The sequence below is a fragment of the Cupriavidus sp. H19C3 genome (assembly GCF_049393815.1).
Lineage (GTDB): Bacteria > Pseudomonadota > Gammaproteobacteria > Burkholderiales > Burkholderiaceae > Cupriavidus.
Genome location: NZ_CP184985.1, coordinates 689,887 through 706,633, shown reverse-complemented (window position 1 = coordinate 706,633; position 16,747 = coordinate 689,887). Strand labels below are relative to the sequence as shown.

Here is a 16,747-nt window from a genome sequence, read left to right as displayed (position 1 = left end):
CGCGGGGTCGGCCGCGGCCGGCCACGTATAATGGCGCCCTGCTGCGTCACCCCGTGATGCCTCAACCCCTACCGCTTCAACGATTCGCCTGCATGCCTCAAGACCCGACCCGTGCCGTCCTTCCCGCCGCCTCCGCACAGGACAACGGATCCACCCAGCTCGGCGACCGCCCCGACAGCCCCTGCATCGGCATCTGCTCGACCCTGTTCGACGAAATCTGCCAGGGCTGCGGCCGTACCGCGGCCGAGGTCAGCAACTGGGTGTTCTTCAGCGACGAGGAAAAGCAGGCGGTGTGGGAACGCATCACCGCGGAAGGCACCGCACGCCGATTCCGGCAGGGCTGAACGCTCCCACACACCGCCGCGCTCAAGCAGGCTCAGCAGCCGGCCGCGTCGAGCCAGCGCGCAAACATGCGGCTGCCGGCCGCCGCCACCGACTCACCGATCTCGGCGGTACGACGACGGATCTCGCGTGGATCGATGCCCGCCTTGCCGAGCTCGACGGTGTGGCCGATCAGCCAGGTCTCGATATCGCCGGCGCGTACCTCCGGGTGAAACTGCAACGCCAGCACCTGCGCGCCGATCGCGTAGGCCTGGTGTTTCACCGCATCGGTCGAAGCCAGCAAGGTCGCGCCTTCGGGCAAGTCGAACGTATCGCCATGCCAATGCAGGACCTGCCAGTCTGCCCGCCCGAGTTCCGCCAGCGGTGAAGCCATCCCGGCCTCGCTCGGCCTGACCGGCGCCCAGCCGATCTCGCGCGTCCCCGCATACACCCGCGCCCCGGCCGCGCGCGCAATCAGCTGCGCGCCGAGGCAGATGCCGATCATCGGCAGGCCATCGCGCAAGCGTTGGCGAATCGTCTCGACTTCCGCATCGAGCCACGGATAGACGTCGTTCTCGTACACACCGATCGGGCCGCCGAGGATCACGAGCAAGGCGGGCGGATCTTGCACCACCGTTGCCAGATCGTCGATGCCTGCCTGCAATAGCCGCAGTTCGTAGCCACGCGCGCGCAACACGTCGCCGAGCACGCCCGCGTGCTCGAAGGCGACATGCATGACAATGTCGGCCCGACGCGCGGGCGCGGCACGACGGGATGCGCCGGAGGATGGGTCGGAAGTTTCCATGAGATCGCGATCTCCTGTCTGGAAATGGGAACGGAAAAATGGGACGGATGGCGGGAGCAGGCCGCCAGAGACGGCCACAGCATGGCAGCGCATTGTATATGGCGTATGTCACCGCACTACGGCCTGGCCTCGCCCTCCGGCCGCAACACCAGCGTATCGAATGCATCGCCCGCCGGCGCGCGCGGCGGCGCGCCGATCGTGATCGATTGCACCGCGGCCCACTTGTCGGTCCAGTCGCGATAGTGCGGCGACAGCGCATTGCCCGATTGCCCGGTCGACAGCATGAAGCGCGACGCCGACAGGTCGCCGAGGTCGTAGATCGCGCGCAGGCTGGCCGCATGGGTGCTCTCGAACGGCGCGCGCTCGTCACGCAGGTTATTGCGACCCACATCCACCGTATAGGTATCGCCGCCGGTCGGCACGCGCAGGTTGAACAGGCTCGACAGGTACGGCACCTTGCCGAATGGCTTGTGCTCGGAGCGGGCCGTATGGGCGCGTCCCCACCGCCATGTCGCGGGGTTCTCGCCATAGCGCCGGTCGAGATCCGCCACCGCGCGCCGCCACGCCAGCCCGATGGTGTCGTCACAGGTCTCGCGCGCCGGCGTATGCGTGTTATCGCACCAGAACGCACCCATGCCCGCCGGATCGCGCAGGGCCGCCAGCATCGGCTGCTGCACGTTGCGCTGCTCCCATAGCCGCCGGAACAGCGCGTCGCCGACCTTGTCCTCGAATAGCAGGCGCGACAGTTCGCGCAGCCACGCACTGGCCACCAGCGGCTCGGCGCGGTCCGCCCGCATGGTGCCGTCCCATTGCCGCAAGGCCTCGAACAACGCGCGCTCACGCGGACTGCGCCCCGTGTCGGCCGCCACCGGCGCCGCCAACAGCAACGGCAAGGCATCGCGCATCGCCAGCGACACCACATCGCCCTGGATCGCGGCAAACGTATCGAGCGTATGACGGGGCGTGGCCTCCAGCAACGCGCGAATGCGCCGGTACCGGTACGGCACGGTCCATTCGCTCGTGATGAAGTACGGATAGTCGTTGCCGACGATCTTCTGGTTGGCCGTGACGATCACGCCGTCGGGCGGATTGAAGCTGCGCGGCAACTGGTCGAACGGCACAAAACCGGTCCAGTCATAACGCGCATCCCAGCCCGGCGCCGGCGCCAGCCCCTTGAGGTCGTTGTCGGCCCGACGCATCGGCACCCGGCCCGGCGCGATAAAGCCGATATTGCCATCGACGTCGGCATACACCATGTTCTGCTGGGGCGCATGGAACTCGCGCAAGGCCGCGACAAAGCTCTTCCAGTCGCTGGCCAGGCCAAGCCGCAGGCTCGCCTCGAAGGTCTTGTCGTCCGGCCGCAGCGCGGTCCACTGGAATGCCACCACATATTGCGCGCCAAGCGGACGCGCGGCCGCCGACAGCCCCTCCGCCACATCGGACAGGACTGGCCCATGGCGGGTGCTGCGCACGTTCAGCGTCACATCGGGTTCGCCCTTGACCTTGATGGTTTCGGTACGCGTCTCGAATGCCGCCCAACCGTCGGGCGTCTGGTAATGGTCCGGATGCCCGGGCTGCACGCGCTCGATATACAGGTCCTGCACATCGGGCGCGGTATTGGTAAAGCCCCACGCAATGCGCCGGTTGTGGCCGAGCACCACCACCGGTGCGCCGGGCAGCGTGGCCCCGGTCACATCGAGTCCCGGCGCCTGCAGCCGCGCGAAATACCACAGCGCCGGCGCCTGCAGGCCCAGATGCGGGTCGTTGGCGAGCAGCGGCTTGCCGCTGCGGGTATGCGCGCCCGATACCACCCAGTTGTTGGAGCCCATGCCCTCCACATAACCGGCCGGCGCGTGGCGCTCCACGCTCGCCATCGCGGTGGCCAGCGGCGCCAGCTGGCGATAGAAGCGCGCGTAGTCCATCGTGCGCAGCGGCCGGTCACCCGGGTATGGCGCCAGCAGCTCGGCAATGCGCGCGGTGGGTAACTGCTGCGCCAGCCCCATGCGCAGCACCTCCTGCGTCCAGTTGCTGCCGAGATCCCAGGCCATCATGGTCTGCCAGCCGATGGTATCGGCGGGCTCCCAATGCTCGGGCCTGGTCCGCAGGATCAGGAATTCCGGCGGCAGTGGCGCCTTGCTGGTGTCGATATACGCATTGACACCGTCGGCATAGGCCTGCAGGATCGCGCGCGCTTCCGGCGGTGCCTGGGCGACGATCGCCTCCGCATTGCGACGCACGCCGAGCGTGCGCAGAAAGCGATCGGTCTCCACGCCTGGCTGCCCTACCACTTCAGCCAGGCGGCCGGCCACCACGCGCTTGTTCATCTGCATCTGCCACAGCCGATCCTGCGCATGCACGTAGCCCAGCGCGTAATAGGCGTCGAGCGCGTTGCCCGCCTGGATATGTGGAACGGCATTGCGATCGCGCACGATCACCACGCGGTCGCGCAGCCCCGGCAAGCGCAGCGTGCCCGCGGTATCGGGCTGCGAGGCCTGGCGGTACCACGCATAGCCGCCGATCAGCACCGTCGACACAATCAGCAGCAGCGATACCAGCCACCAGGCAAGCCGTTTGAACCAGCGCATTGGGTGATCTCCCTCGGGATGGACGGCAGATTATCGCTTGCGAAAAAATGCCCGGGCCAGCCGGGCATTGCATCGTCCTTGCACATGGCATGCCGGCGCTCGCCGGCATGCGCACAGATACTGCCCAGGCCGCTCAGTTCGGCTTGCGCAGCTGCAGCGACTTGTATTCGAGAAACTCTTCCATGCCGTAACGTCCTGCCTCGCGCCCATTGCCGGACTGCTTGTAGCCACCGAACGGGGCGTTCATATTGAACGGACCGCCATTGATGTCCACCTGACCGGTGCGGATGCGGCGCGCCACGCGGATCGCACGGGACTCGTCGCCCGACCACACGCCACCGCCCAGACCGTAGATGCTGTCGTTGGCAATGCGGATCGCGTCTTCCTCGGTGTCGTAGCAAAGGATCGACAGGACCGGACCAAAGATCTCTTCCTGGGCCACGGTCGCCTTCGGGTCCACGTTGCCAAGCACGGTCGGCTTGACGTAGAACCCCTTGTCGAGGCCCTCCGGCACCTCGGGACCGCCCGCCACCAGCTCGGCGCCTTCGTCGAGACCACGGCGGATATAACCCAGTACGCGCTCCTTCTGCGTGGCGGAGATCAATGGACCCAGGCGCGTGGATTCGTCCAGCGGGTCGCCCACGGTAAAGCCCGCCACGACCTTGCGCGCGATCTCGCGGACTTCGTCGTAACGCGCGCGCGGCACCAGCATGCGCGTATGCGCCGAGCAGGTCTGCCCCGAGTTCAGGAAGCACGCATTGATCGTGCCCTTGACCGCCTGCGCCAGATCGGCGTCGTCGAGGATCACCGAGGCCGACTTGCCGCCGAGTTCCAGCGCCACGCGCTTGACCGACTGCGCCGCCAGTTCCGACACACGCTTGCCCGCGCGCGTGGAGCCGGTGAACGACACCATGTCCACTTCCGGATGGCTTGCGAGCACTTCACCCACCACCGGCCCATAGCCCGTGACGAGATTGAAGACGCCGGGCGGCAGGCCCGCGGCCTCGATCACTTCCGCCAGCACGAATGCGTTGAGCGGTGCCACTTCCGACGGCTTGAGCACAACGGTGCAGCCGGCGGCCAGCGCCGGCGCGACCTTCAGCGTGATCTGGTTGAGCGGGAAATTCCAGGGCGTGATGGCCGCCACCACGCCCACCGGCTCGCGCACCACCAGCGAATTGCCGACCTGCTCCTCGAACTCGAACTGCTCCAGCACCGATGCCGCCTGTCCCCAGTTATAGACCGGACCACCGACCTGGATCATGCGCGCGAGCTTGAGCGGCATGCCGACTTCTCCGGCGATGAGGTGCGCGAGTTCTTCGGTGCGGTCCTGCAGCCCTTGCGCGATCTTGCGCAAAAAACCGGCGCGCACGGCGGGCGGTGTGTTCGCCCACGCTTCGAACGCGCCACGGGCGGCGGCAATGGCATCTTCCGCGTCGCGCGCATGTCCTTCCGGAATCCGGCCCATGACGGCTTCCGTGCTCGCGTTGATCACGTCGATCGATCCGGAGCCGTGGGGACTGACCCATTTACCGTGAATAAAAAGCTTGTCTCGTTGCTGCATGGCCACAGTTCTCTGAGGGTTGAAACGGGTTTTGCAATTTTTTTGTTACTTTTATGGTGCACCACATTGTAGAGCGGAATGCGGCCGGCAATTTGTCGAGTCCGTATCCCGTATCGGGAATGGGATGAAAATCGGCCGCGAATCCATCTGGGCTCGCCGCGGGCGGCCGATCCATAACTAAAGGAGCGAGACATGGTCGACCCGATATATCGGAAGACGGAGGCTGGACAGGAGGAAATCCGCACACGCGCACGCAAGCTGGAGCACAAGCTGCGCGCATTGCTGCTGATCGTCAATGGAGAGCGCCCGCAGTCGGAACTGCTGGCGCAGGTCGGCGGCATGGGCGTCGGCCCCGACGCGCTCGATACCCTGCTTTCGTTGGGTCTGATCGAGACCACGGAGGTCGGCGCCGGGGCGGTGGCAGCGACGCCACCCGCCGCCCCCGCCCTCGCGGCGGCCCTCGCGCCCGCGCACGAAGGCGATGCCTATCAGCAGCTCTACCACTTCTATACCGACGTCATCGGCCATCATCTCGGCCTGCGCGGCTATGTGCTGCAGGTCAAGGTGGAAAAGGCATCGTCGGTCGGCGAACTGGCCGCACTGCGCGACATGCTCGGTCTTGCCCTGCAGAAGGCCAAGGGCGATCTCACCGCACGCGCGATCATCGAGCAGCTCGACCAGTTGCTGGCCAGCGCCGGCCCCGTATCGATCCGGGGGTAACGGGGGCTGCAGAGGATGCGCTTCCGGGCGCATGGGCGAGTGCGCCCCGGAAGTCTCGATCGGGCTCGGCCGACCCGCGTCAGCCGTCGATCCCCTGCGACTGCAGGTATTCGTCGTACGTACCGAGGTAATCGGTCAGCGTGCCATCCGTGCGCACTTCGATCACGCGCGTGGCCAGGCCGCTCACGAACTCGCGGTCGTGCGAGACGAAGATCAGCGTGCCCGGGTACTTGTCCAGCGCAATCTGCAGCGACTCGATCGATTCCATGTCCATGTGGTTGGTCGGCTCGTCGAGCGCCAGCACGTTATGGCGGCCCAGCATCAGCTTGCCCCAGATCATGCGGCCCTTCTCGCCACCGGACAGCACCTTGACCGACTTCTTGATATCGTCGGCCGAGAACAGCAGCCGGCCCAGCGTGCCGCGCAGCGACTGGTCGTCGTCGCCGGCCTGCGTCCACTGGCTCATCCAGTCCATCAGGTCGCGGTCCTCGGGGAATTCCTCGTAGGTATCCTGCGGCATGTAGCCGACGCTGGCGTTCTCGGCCCACTTCACCGTGCCGCGGTCTGCCGCCACGCCGCCCTTGACCGCGCCGTTCAGCAGCGTGCGCAGCAGTGTGGTCTTGCCCGCGCCGTTCTCGCCGATGATCGCCACGCGCTCGCCCGCCTGGATGGCCATCGACAGATTGCTGAGGATCTTGCGATCGTAGGTCTTGGTCACGCCCTCCACTTCCACCGCGAGGTTGTGCAGTTTCTTCTCGAACTCGAAGCGGATAAACGGGTTCTGGCGCGACGACGGCTTGATGTCCTCGACCTTGATCTTGTCGATCTGCTTCAGGCGCGAGGTCGCCTGGCGTGCCTTCGACTTGTTGGCCGAGAAGCGGCGCACGAAGTCCTGCAACTCCGAGATGCGCTCCTTGGCGCGCGCGTTGGCCGCCACCTGGCGCTCGCGCGCCTGCATCGACGCTTCCATGTAGTCGTCGTAGTTGCCCGGGTAGACCTTGAGCGTGCCGTAGTCCATGTCCGCCATGTGCGTGCACACCGAGTTCAGGAAGTGGCGGTCGTGGGAAATGATGATCATGGTGGAGTTGCGCTCGTTGAGCACCTGTTCCAGCCAGCGGATCGTATTGATGTCGAGGTTGTTGGTCGGTTCGTCCAGCAGCAGCACGTCCGGGTTCGAGAACAGTGCCTGTGCCAGCAGCACGCGCAGCTTCCAGCCCGGCGCGATCTCGCTCATCGGGCCCTGGTGCTGCTCGGTCGGGATGCCCACGCCCAGCAGCAGTTCGCCGGCACGTGCCTCGGCCGTATAGCCGTCGTACTCGGCATACCTGGCCTCGAGCTCGGCCGCCTTCATGTAGTCCTCGTCCGTGGCTTCCGGATTGGCGTAGATCGCATCGCGCTCCTGCGCGGCCGCCCACATCTCGGTATGGCCCATCATCACCACGTCCAGTACGCGCATGTCCTCATAGGCGAACTGGTCCTGGCGCAGCTTGCCCAGGCGCACGCCCGGCTCCAGCATCACGTTGCCGGCCGACGGTTCGAGGTCGCCACCGAGGATCTTCATGAAGGTGGACTTGCCGCAGCCGTTCGCGCCGATCAGGCCGTAGCGGTTGCCTTCGCCGAACTTGACCGAGATATTCTCGAACAACGGCTTGGGGCCGAACTGCATGGTGATGTTTGCGGTAGAGAGCACGTCAGGAACCTTGTCTGGATATGGCGCGGGAGCGCCCGGCTTGGATGCCGGAAAATGTCGATGCGGCGGATAAACACCGGTAAAAGCGCGTGGAAGTGATACCTGTCAGGATACCTGTCAGCGCCCGGGCCGCACGGTTGGAAGAAAAGCAAAACGGGATTTTACCATCCACGCCGGCCGGGCGCGGGCATTGGCACTGGCCCGTGGACCGTCAGCGCACCACCGGATATCCCGACAGCGCCAGCGCAAACCCGTCCGCCCGCGCGGTCAGGCTGGCCTGGCCGCCCACCGGCAGCGTCAGCTTGCGCGCGCAGTGCCCGAACGGCAGGCCCGTCAGCAGCGGGATCCGCAGCCGGTCCTGCACATAGCCGAACACGGTTTCCATGTCGTAGCCGTTGTCGTAATCGGTGGTGCGGTAGTTCGAGAAATCGCCGAGCACGATCGCCCGCTGGTTCTGCAGCACCCCCGCCTGCAGCAACTGCAGCAGCATGCGCTCCACGCGGTAAGGCGGCTCGTTGATGTCCTCGAGAAACAGGATGCCGCCGTCGACGCGCGGCAGATACGGCGTGCCGAGCAGCGAGCACAGCATGGCGAGGTTGCCGCCCCACAGCGTACCGCCGACGGTACCGCTGAAGGCCTGGCCAGCCGGCTGCGGTGCCGTGACCTCCACCACATGGCCGGGGTCGCGCACGATGGCCTCGAAATGCGTCCACATGAACGCATCGACCGGTTCCGCGCCAAAGTCGGCCAGCAGCATCGGCCCGGCAAAGCTCACGCCGCCGGTGGCGGCCAGATAGGCCAGGTGGAACGCCGTGAAATCGCTGTGGCCGACGATCAGCGTCCGCGTCGCGCGCGCCTGTCCGGCAATCCGTGCAAAGTCGATGCGGTCGAGCAGGCGAGCCATGCCATAGCCACCGCGGACCGCCAGCGCCAGTTCCTGCGCACCGCCGGTGCCGATCGCGTGCAGGTCGGCCAGGCGCTCTCCGTCGGTGCCGCCAAAGCGGTAGTGCCGGCGCGCCAGCACCTCGGGATTGCCCACCTGCCAGCCATGCCGCGCCAGCCACGAGCAGCCACGCGCGGCGGTCGCCTCGTCATGCGGATAGCCGGAGGGTGCGAGCAGGCGGACGGCGGGAAGCGGTTGGCTCATGCGGTCGGGTCGGTCCTGTGGCGAGGTCATGCCTCGGGTTTCGGGTGGGCGGCCCCGTCCGTGCCCGGCTGGGCGGGCCGCGGCGCGGCTGGGGGCGCAATCTCCGGCGAGCCTTGATGGGCCGCTTGATGTGCCGCTTGTGGTGCCGCTTGTGGTGCAACCTGTTGTGCGGCTTGTTGCGCAGCCTTTTGCGCGCGGCGCCGGGCGCCAAAGAAATCGCGCAGCAGCTGGCCGCATTCGTCGGCCATCACGCCACGCGTGACCTCGGTCTGATGGTTGAGACTGGCCTGCGCAAACAGGTCCACCACACTGCCGGCAGCCCCGGTCTTGGGGTCGGTGGCGCCGAACACCACATGCCGCAGCCGCGCATGCAGGATCGCCCCGCTACACATCGCGCAGGGCTCCAGCGTGACATAGAGCTCGCACTCGGGCATGCGGTAGTTGCCCAGCACCTGGGCGGCGGCGCGCAGCGCCTGCATTTCCGCATGCGCGGACGGATCGACCGAGCGGATCGGCAGATTATGGCCACGCGCGATGATGCGGTCGTTCCATACCACCACGGCGCCCACCGGTACCTCGCCGGCCGCCTCGGCCAGCCGTGCCTCGGCCAGCGCCGCCGCCATGTAGTGGCGGTCGCGCGCGGCAGTATCGGAGGAATCCGCGGGAAACTCCGCGGGGGCGTCGACGGGCGTCATCAGTCCTGGGCTGGCAGTTCCATCGAGGCGGTGACCTCGGCCCAGCAGTTGGGCGTCTCGAACAGCACCAGCCGCGTGAGCTGCAGATGATGACCGAAGCAGTCCTTGAACACCGGCGCCAGAATATCGAAGGCCACCTGCGCGAGGTTCTCGACGGTCGGAATCGCATCGATCACCACCGTCTTGTGCCCATCCATGGTCTGCAGGAAGTTCAGCAGCGCGGTGTCGCCCCGATAGATCAGGAAGGCGTGATCCCACTTGTTGACGAGGTGCTCGTTCGCCAGCGACTTGATATCGCCGAAGTCGAGAATCATGCCGTCGTCGGACGCGCCCTCGCGATGCAGCACCTCGCCCGACAGCGTGAGGTCGAGGCGATAGCGATGGCCATGGATATTGCGGCACTGGCCGCCATGGCTCGGGATGCGGTGGCCGGCATCGAATTCGAGCCGGCGGGTAATGGAGACGTGTTTGGTCATGGATCAGCGAATGCCCAGCAGCTTGTGGGTCTGCAGCGACAGGCGCCAGCGCGGATGACGCTGGCAGAATTCGACCGCCGCGGCCGTATTCTGCCGTGCCAGCGGGCCGTCCATGGCCTGCACCATGAAATAGCGAAAATCGAGCTGTTCGTATGCCGCAAAGTCCTGGCCCGGCTGCGGAATGACGACCTTCAGTTCGTCGCCGCGGGTCACGACGAGTTCCGCGCCCATCTTGGGACTGACGCACACCCAGTCGATGCCATCGGGCACCGCGATCGTGCCGTTGGTCTCGATCGCGATCTCGAAGCCCTGCGCGTGCAGCGCGTCGATCAGCGGTGCATCGAGCTGCAGCAACGGCTCGCCGCCGGTGCACACCACCAGCGGCTTGCCCCCCGCGCTGCCGGGCCCCTGCGGCCATTCCGAGGCCACCACCGCAGCCAGCTCTGCGGCCGTGCGGTACTTCCCGCCACGCGTACCGTCGGTGCCGACAAAGTCGGTATCGCAGAACTGGCAGATTGCGCGCGCCCGGTCTTCCTCGCGCCCGGTCCACAGGTTGCAGCCGGCAAAACGGCAAAACACCGCCGCCCGGCCCGCGTTGGCGCCCTCGCCCTGCAGCGTGTAGAAGATTTCCTTGACGGCGTAAGTCATGCCCCTGCCCGCAGAAAAACAGGAAAGTATACCAGTCGATCAGGGTTTTCGCTTACGGACGCGCAGCCGGTCGGCCGCGTCCGTGGTTTCGCACAGACGCTCGGGCATCAGCGGCGGCACCACGTTGCCGTGCTCGCCGCCGAGCGCCCTGCCCAGGTGCCGCGAGAGGAAGTCGAGAAAGACCGAGATCCGCGCCGACAGCTGGGTATTCAGATAGTAAACCGCATGAATCGGCTGGCGCACGTCCAGATGCTCGCGCACCAGTACCTGCACCAGGTCGCCGGCGCGCCGGTCGGCCTCGGTCATGAAGTCTGACAGGCAGACGATACCCTGCCCGGCCAGCGCCAGGTGCCGCAGTGTCTCGCCGCTCGACGCACTCAGGTGCGGTGTGATCGTCACCTCTTCGCCATCGTCGGAGCGCAGCGGCCAGCGGTTCAGGTGCTCGGGCTGGTTGAAGCCCAGCAGCGTATGGCTGGCCAGGTCCGCCACCGAGCGCGGCCGTCCGCGCGCCTTGAGGTAGGCCGGACTCGCCAGCACACGGATGCGGCTGAAACCGAGCGGGCGCGCATGGAGCGTGGAATCGCGCAGCACGCCAATGCGGATGGCGACATCGGTGCGATGCTCCAGCAGATCGATGATCTGGTCGTCGGTGTTCAGCTCGAGTTCGATTTCCGGATAGCAGGCGCGGAACGCCTCCACCAGCGGCACTACCACGTGCAGCATGAACGGCGACGCCGCATTGATGCGCAGCCGCCCGGCCGGACGCTGGCGCCGCAGCGCCATCTGCTCCTCGGCCAGTTCGGTCGCGGCCAGGATCTGGCGCGCATGAGCCAGCATGGCCTCGCCCTCCTCGGTCAACTCCAGCCGGCGCGTGGTCCGGCGCAGCAGCGTGGTCGCAAGCTTCTCTTCCAGTCGCGACAAGGCGCGGCTGATGCCGGACACGGTCTGGTCGAGCGTATCCGCGGCGGCCGTGATCGAGCCGCGGTCGACCACGGTCACGAATGCGGCAAGTTCTTCGAGTGTGAGCTTCATTCTTGAATATTAATCAAATATCCAGTCCCACACCGCACCGGCCGGCCCTGACACTCACGCCCCTGCGCTTCGCTTCTTCCGGGACCCCAGGAAATCCAGCAGCATCTGGGCGGCGCGGGACAGATACTCGCGGCCACGAAAGCAGATGACGTAGTTGCGGCGAGCCCATTCATCGGTCAGGGGTATGACCTTCAGGCCATACATCTCCGCCGACGATCCCGCCACTTCGCTAGGAATGACCGCAATGCCGAGGTTGGCTCTCACCACGCGCAGCGCCGCCTCGAAGTTGGACACCGTCGACCGGAATTCCAGCCGCCTGCCGGCGATGGCCATCGCTCTGTCGAGCATCGAATTGATTGCACTCGGCGACTGCAGGCCGACATGCTCATACTGGAACGTATCCTCGAACGCCACCCGGCCTTTGCCGGCAAGGGGATGAGACGCGTGAGCAACGATCGCCAGGTGGTCGGAACGGTAGCGCATGGTCTGCAGGCCATCGAGATCGGCGGCATCCCAGAGCACCCCCAGTTCGCCGCTGCCCTCCCGCACCCGACGCGTGATCTCGCGACTGAACTCCTCCTCGATGTGAACCTGGATGTCGCGGTGTTTCTCCTTCTGCATGAACGCCGCCACGTCGTCAGGCAACGACTCCGCGATCGCCGATACGGTGCCGAGGAGACGCACATGACCGCGCACGCCGCTGCCGTAGCTCGACATATCCTGTGCAATCCGGTTGGCACTCGACAGGATCGCCCTGGCGTTGGCCAACAGGGTCTCGCCGGCATTGGTGGGTACCACGCCGCGCCTGCGCCGCTCCAGCAACACCACCTGAAAACCTTGCTCCAGCATGGCAATCCGCTTGCTGACGGCCGATGGCACCACATTCTCCTGTTCCGCGGCACGCGAGATGTTGCCGGTCTCGCACACCCGGACAAAGTAGCGCAAAGACGTGAGGTCGAGCTCTTTCATTCGCTGAATTGCTATGACGATTGGTCAAATGACCTTTCCAAAATACCACTTTTTGGCATAGCTATCTGTTCTTAGACTGCGCTCTTCGATCCGCGCCCTTCCGCGCGGGGACGTACTACACAGGACAAAACATGAGTGAAGGCGTGCTTGGAATTGCCTCGATGCGAGACCGGTGTTCGGACGAGGAGTGGCAGATGCGCGTGGATTGCGCCGCATGCTACCGGCTGATCGACCTCTACGGCATGTCGGACATGATGGCCAACCACATCTCCGTGCGCGTACCAGGGGAAGAGTCGTTCCTGATCAATCCCTATGGAATGATGTACGAGGAGATCACGGCATCCAGCCTCTTGAAGGTGAATCTTGCCGGCGAGGTCTTGTCCGCGCCGGATTTTGGCCCGTTGAAGTATGGCGTGAACCGGGCTGGCTACGTCATCCACAGTGCCATCCATGAGGCCCGGCCGGAAGTCGGCTGCGTCATTCACACGCACAGCTGGGCATCCATGGCCGTCTCCGCACTCGAGTGCGGCATCCTGCCGATCACCCAGACGGCAATGCGATTCCTCAAGATCGGCTACCACGGCTTTGAAGGCGTGGTGCTCGACGAACAGGAGAAGGCATCGCTGGTCAGGGACTTGGGTCAAGGCGAAGCCCTGATCCTACGCAATCATGGCGCGCTGGTGGTCGGCAACACGCCTGGCGAGGCGTTCAACTGGATGCGCCGCCTGGAACTGGCATGCCGTTCCCAACTGGCGGCCATGGCCACCGGCTCCAGGCTCACCATGGTTCCACAGCAGATTCTCGAAGCAACGTGGAACAACTATCAGCCAGGCACCCGGCGGCCCTACGGGCTGATGGAATGGCCAGCGTTGCTACGCAAGCTGGACCGCCTGGACCCTTCCTACAAGTACTAAATCAAACTGCACCACGGAGACAGACTCATGACGCCCCCCATGACCCGCCGCACCGCCTTGACGGTGCTCGCCGCGCTGACCCTCGCCCCGACGTGGGCCCAAGCGGCGGAATACCCGACCAAGGCAGTGCGCGTCATTGTTGCCTTCACGGCCGGCGGTACGACCGACATCCTGGCGCGCAGCGTCAGCCAGAAGCTCGCGGAGCGCTTCAACCAGCCTTTCGTGGTCGACAACAAGCCCGGCGCCGGCGGCAATATCGGCACGGAGGCGGTCGTACGCGCGGCGCCTGACGGCTACACCTTGATGGTCAACTCGGTAGGGCCGATCACGGTCAATCCGACCCTGTACCCGAACCTGCGCTTCAATCCGACCACGGATCTGGTGCCGATCGTTCAGCTTGCAGACTCGCCAAACGTGCTGGTGACCAGTCCCGACACGCCGGTGAAGACGATCGAAGAACTGGTTTCGTACATGAAGGCTCATCCCGGCGCCGCCAACTACGGCTCCACCGGAGTGGGAACGTCGTCCCATCTGGCCGGCTACATGCTGGCAAAGCGCAGCGGCGTACAGGCGACGCATATTCCCTACAAGGGCGCCGATGCGCTGAACGATCTACTGTCTGGCCGGCTGACGTTCATGTTTGCGACCCTGCCCTCGGTGATCTCGCACATCCAGGCAGGCAAGCTGCGAGCGCTCGCGGTCAGCAGCAAGAAACGGTCGCGTGCGCTGCCGGACGTCCCCACCGTTGCGGAACGTGGCTACCCGGGGTTCGAAGCCAACTCCTGGACCGGATTCTTCGCGCCGCGGAACACGCCGGCAAACGTGATTGCCACCATCAACAAGGCCGTTAACGAAGCATTGCCGGGTCTCGAGGCCCAGATGATTCGGGAAGGTGCCGAACCGGTGGGCGGAACGCAACAGCAGTTCGCCAAATTCGTGCAGCAAGAATATGTGAAGTGGCGGGCCGTGGTGCAAGAGTCCGGCGCGTCCGCGCGTTGAATTCCGCAAGGTAGGCCCCGCTCGCACCGGATGGCTACCCGCGGGGCACGCCACGCGGGTAGCGGCTGGGCGCGGTCAGCGCGGGCCCAGGTAGTCCATCTTGCCGATCTGCACGCCCTTGTGGCGCAGGATGTCGTAAGCGGTGGTCACGTGGAAGAAGAAGTTCGGCAGGGCAAAGCCCAGCAGATAGGTCTTGCCGTCGAACGTCACCGGACCGTTGCGCACCTTGAGCTCCACCACGCGTGACTCGCTGCCCTCGAGCTGCTCGGGACGGATCGTCTTGAGGAAGCCGATGGTCCTGGCAATGCGCTCCTGGAGCTCCGGGAACGAGGCTTCGTTGTCCGCATACGACGGGACTTCAAGGCCCGCCAGGCGCGCACCGCAACCCTTGGCCGCATCGCTGGCGCGCTGGATCTGCGCGGGCAGCGGATCCATATCGGCGACCAGGCGGGTCTGGATCAGGTCCTGCGGATCCATGCCCTGCGCCTGCGCATGCGCGGCGCCCTTGTCGAGGATGGTCGCGAGGTTGGTCAGGTAGCGGATAAAAACCGGGATCGAGGCGTCATACATCGAAAGGCTCATCGGGCGTCCTTGTGCGAGGGTGCGAGGGTGCGAGGGTGCGAGGGTGCGGGGTCGTCAAATCGTGTCGGGATCGGGTTTGCCGGGTTGGCGTCGACGGCCATGGCAAGCCCCGATCCGCCGTGCATATTATCAAGCAAGCCGCTATCGTGCATGGCTCGACTCAGGGAAGTTTGCGCCACCACCACGCCACTCCACCACCACGCCACCAATGCTCACGACCGCGCCCCGACCGGCAGCCCCGCGGTCAGGCCATGCGGCTCCGCACCGACCGGTTCATCAGCGCGCACAGCACCAGAAGCGTCGCCGTCACCAGAAACACCTGGCGCAAGCCAAGATGGGCACCGATCTGCCCGCCCAGCAGCGGCCCGATCACCTGCCCGGAGAACTGCGCCGACTGCAGGTAGCCCAGCGTCTTGCCCGAGCGGTGTTCCGCCACCGAATGCCGCACGAGCTTGGCGATCGACGGCAGCAGGCCGGCAATGGTCATCCCCATCAGGCCGCGCAACACAGCCAGTTGCCACCATGCAGTCACGTACGCCTGCGGGACCATGACCACCGCCGTGGCAACCAGGCAGCCCACGATCACGTTCCAGCTGCCCACACGATCGGCCAGCGCGCCGAGCCGCGGCGCGGTCAGCATGCTGCCGAACGCCGACGCCGCCATCACGATGCCCGCCACGCGCGCCTGGTGATCGACCGGCACGCCGAGCTGGCCGATATAGACCGTGATGATCGGCTCGATCGACATGTTGGCCAGCAGCACCATCATGGCGGTCGTCAGCAATGCGCCGATCACGAGGCGCTGCGATCCACCGGTCGGTGGCGCGTCTGCCGCGCCCGTGCCGGGATGCGCCCTGGCATCCGTGGTCCGGTCGAAGTCCTCGCGGACCAGCAGGATGGTAGCCGCTGCCGCCACCGCGATCATCGCGCCGCCCATGAAAAAGGTGCCGCGAATCCCGACCAGTGCAGGCAGGAAGCCACCGACCAGCGGGCCGATCAGGTTGCCCGCCAGCGCACCCGTGGACAGCACGCCAAGCGCCCAACCGGCACGCTCGCGTGGCGCCTGCGTGCCGATCATCACGATCGAGGCGGACGCATAGCCGCCCGCCAGCCCGGCCACAAGCCGCAGCAGCACGAGTTCGGTCACGTTATGCGCAAGGCCGATCAGCGACATGACCACCGCCATGCTCACGGCGGCGCGAATCAGCATCGGCTTGCGGCCATAGCGGTCGGCGAGGCGCCCCCACAATGGCGCGGTAATGGCGGTACCGAAGAAGGTGGCGCCAAATGCCACGGCCGACCACTGCACCACCGCGCCCGGCGCGGTCACGCCCAGTTGCTCCACGTATAGCGGCAGAAACGGCAGCAGCATGCTCAGGCTCACCAGCGTGGTGAAGGAACCGAACACGCATACCATCAGGTTGCGGTGCCAGTACGGCTGGTTGCGTTCGGCGTAGCTCGGCTTTGCCCACGTCATGTCGTTCATCGTCGTCATCGCGCCTTGCCTTTCCTGACCCCGCGGTCCATCGTCATCCTTGAGAGCTCAAGGCTAGACCCGATCTGCGATCATGAGAACTGAATTAGCGTGATCGCTGTTATC

Annotated in this window: 16 protein-coding genes; 4 read left to right on the top strand and 12 right to left on the bottom strand. The window is 65.8% G+C overall.

The features are described from left to right. Positions 1-92: 92 nt before the first annotated feature. Positions 93-344 carry a DUF1289 domain-containing protein gene (locus DFLDMN_RS03195; protein WP_423197074.1) on the top strand — a complete coding sequence of 84 codons (252 nt, stop codon included), beginning with the start codon at positions 93-95 and terminating at the stop codon, positions 342-344. Positions 345-376: 32 nt separating this feature from the next. Here the strand turns inward: DFLDMN_RS03195 and DFLDMN_RS03190 are convergent, their stop codons facing one another. The 3 genes from DFLDMN_RS03190 to DFLDMN_RS03180 all read right to left on the bottom strand — a co-directional run bounded on the left by DFLDMN_RS03190 (position 377) and on the right by DFLDMN_RS03180 (position 5,275). Next, positions 377-1,126 (bottom strand): glutamine amidotransferase, encoded by a 750-nt coding sequence (locus tag DFLDMN_RS03190; protein ID WP_423197073.1) that lies wholly within the window; start codon positions 1,124-1,126, stop codon positions 377-379. Positions 1,127-1,242: 116 nt separating this feature from the next. Continuing rightward, complete coding sequence (locus tag DFLDMN_RS03185; RefSeq protein WP_423197072.1) at positions 1,243-3,711, bottom strand: penicillin acylase family protein; 2,469 nt, start codon at positions 3,709-3,711, stop codon at positions 1,243-1,245. Between the two features lie 133 nt (positions 3,712-3,844). Continuing rightward, positions 3,845-5,275, bottom strand: coding sequence for an aldehyde dehydrogenase family protein (locus DFLDMN_RS03180; protein ID WP_423197071.1), 1,431 nt, complete (start codon positions 5,273-5,275; stop codon positions 3,845-3,847). A 192-nt stretch (positions 5,276-5,467) separates the two neighbouring features. Between DFLDMN_RS03180 and DFLDMN_RS03175 the strand changes: the two genes are divergently transcribed. Then, a complete protein-coding gene (locus tag DFLDMN_RS03175) occupies positions 5,468-5,995 on the top strand; it encodes a hypothetical protein (protein WP_423197070.1) in 528 nt (175 codons plus the stop codon). Between the two features lie 79 nt (positions 5,996-6,074). Here the strand turns inward: DFLDMN_RS03175 and DFLDMN_RS03170 are convergent, their stop codons facing one another. The 7 genes from DFLDMN_RS03170 to DFLDMN_RS03140 form a co-directional block, all read right to left on the bottom strand. Continuing rightward, positions 6,075-7,685: an ABC-F family ATPase gene (locus DFLDMN_RS03170; protein ID WP_423197069.1), complete on the bottom strand. Its 1,611-nt coding sequence runs from the start codon at positions 7,683-7,685 to the stop codon at positions 6,075-6,077. A gap of 211 nt (positions 7,686-7,896) precedes the next feature. Next, on the bottom strand, positions 7,897-8,832 hold the full coding sequence (ldcA, locus tag DFLDMN_RS03165) for a muramoyltetrapeptide carboxypeptidase (protein WP_423197068.1): 936 nt from the start codon (positions 8,830-8,832) through the stop codon (positions 7,897-7,899). 26 nt (positions 8,833-8,858) lie between these two features. Then, on the bottom strand, positions 8,859-9,527 hold the full coding sequence (gene tadA, locus DFLDMN_RS03160) for a tRNA adenosine(34) deaminase TadA (RefSeq protein WP_423197067.1): 669 nt from the start codon (positions 9,525-9,527) through the stop codon (positions 8,859-8,861). Then, a complete protein-coding gene (locus tag DFLDMN_RS03155; protein WP_423197066.1) occupies positions 9,527-10,003 on the bottom strand; it encodes a 6-pyruvoyl trahydropterin synthase family protein in 477 nt (158 codons plus the stop codon). Before DFLDMN_RS03155 ends, tadA begins: the two co-directional genes overlap by 1 nt. A gap of 3 nt (positions 10,004-10,006) precedes the next feature. Further along, complete coding sequence (gene queE, locus DFLDMN_RS03150; protein ID WP_423197065.1) at positions 10,007-10,651, bottom strand: 7-carboxy-7-deazaguanine synthase; 645 nt, start codon at positions 10,649-10,651, stop codon at positions 10,007-10,009. A gap of 39 nt (positions 10,652-10,690) precedes the next feature. Further along, positions 10,691-11,683 (bottom strand): LysR substrate-binding domain-containing protein, encoded by a 993-nt coding sequence (locus tag DFLDMN_RS03145; protein WP_423197064.1) that lies wholly within the window; start codon positions 11,681-11,683, stop codon positions 10,691-10,693. 54 nt (positions 11,684-11,737) lie between these two features. After that, entirely contained in the window at positions 11,738-12,652 is a 915-nt protein-coding gene (locus tag DFLDMN_RS03140) for a LysR family transcriptional regulator (RefSeq protein WP_423197063.1), read from the bottom strand. A gap of 131 nt (positions 12,653-12,783) precedes the next feature. On the opposite strand from DFLDMN_RS03140, the gene DFLDMN_RS03135 reads away from it, so the two are divergent. Both DFLDMN_RS03135 and DFLDMN_RS03130 read left to right on the top strand, forming a co-directional pair. Next, complete coding sequence (locus tag DFLDMN_RS03135; protein WP_423197062.1) at positions 12,784-13,566, top strand: class II aldolase/adducin family protein; 783 nt, start codon at positions 12,784-12,786, stop codon at positions 13,564-13,566. A 27-nt stretch (positions 13,567-13,593) separates the two neighbouring features. Next, a complete protein-coding gene (locus DFLDMN_RS03130) occupies positions 13,594-14,565 on the top strand; it encodes a Bug family tripartite tricarboxylate transporter substrate binding protein (protein WP_423197061.1) in 972 nt (323 codons plus the stop codon). Positions 14,566-14,640: 75 nt separating this feature from the next. Here the strand turns inward: DFLDMN_RS03130 and DFLDMN_RS03125 are convergent, their stop codons facing one another. Next, positions 14,641-15,147, bottom strand: coding sequence for a DUF1993 domain-containing protein (locus DFLDMN_RS03125; protein ID WP_423197060.1), 507 nt, complete (start codon positions 15,145-15,147; stop codon positions 14,641-14,643). Positions 15,148-15,391: 244 nt separating this feature from the next. Beyond that, on the bottom strand, positions 15,392-16,642 hold the full coding sequence (locus tag DFLDMN_RS03120; RefSeq protein WP_423197059.1) for an MFS transporter: 1,251 nt from the start codon (positions 16,640-16,642) through the stop codon (positions 15,392-15,394). Between the last annotated feature and the right edge of the window lie 105 nt (positions 16,643-16,747).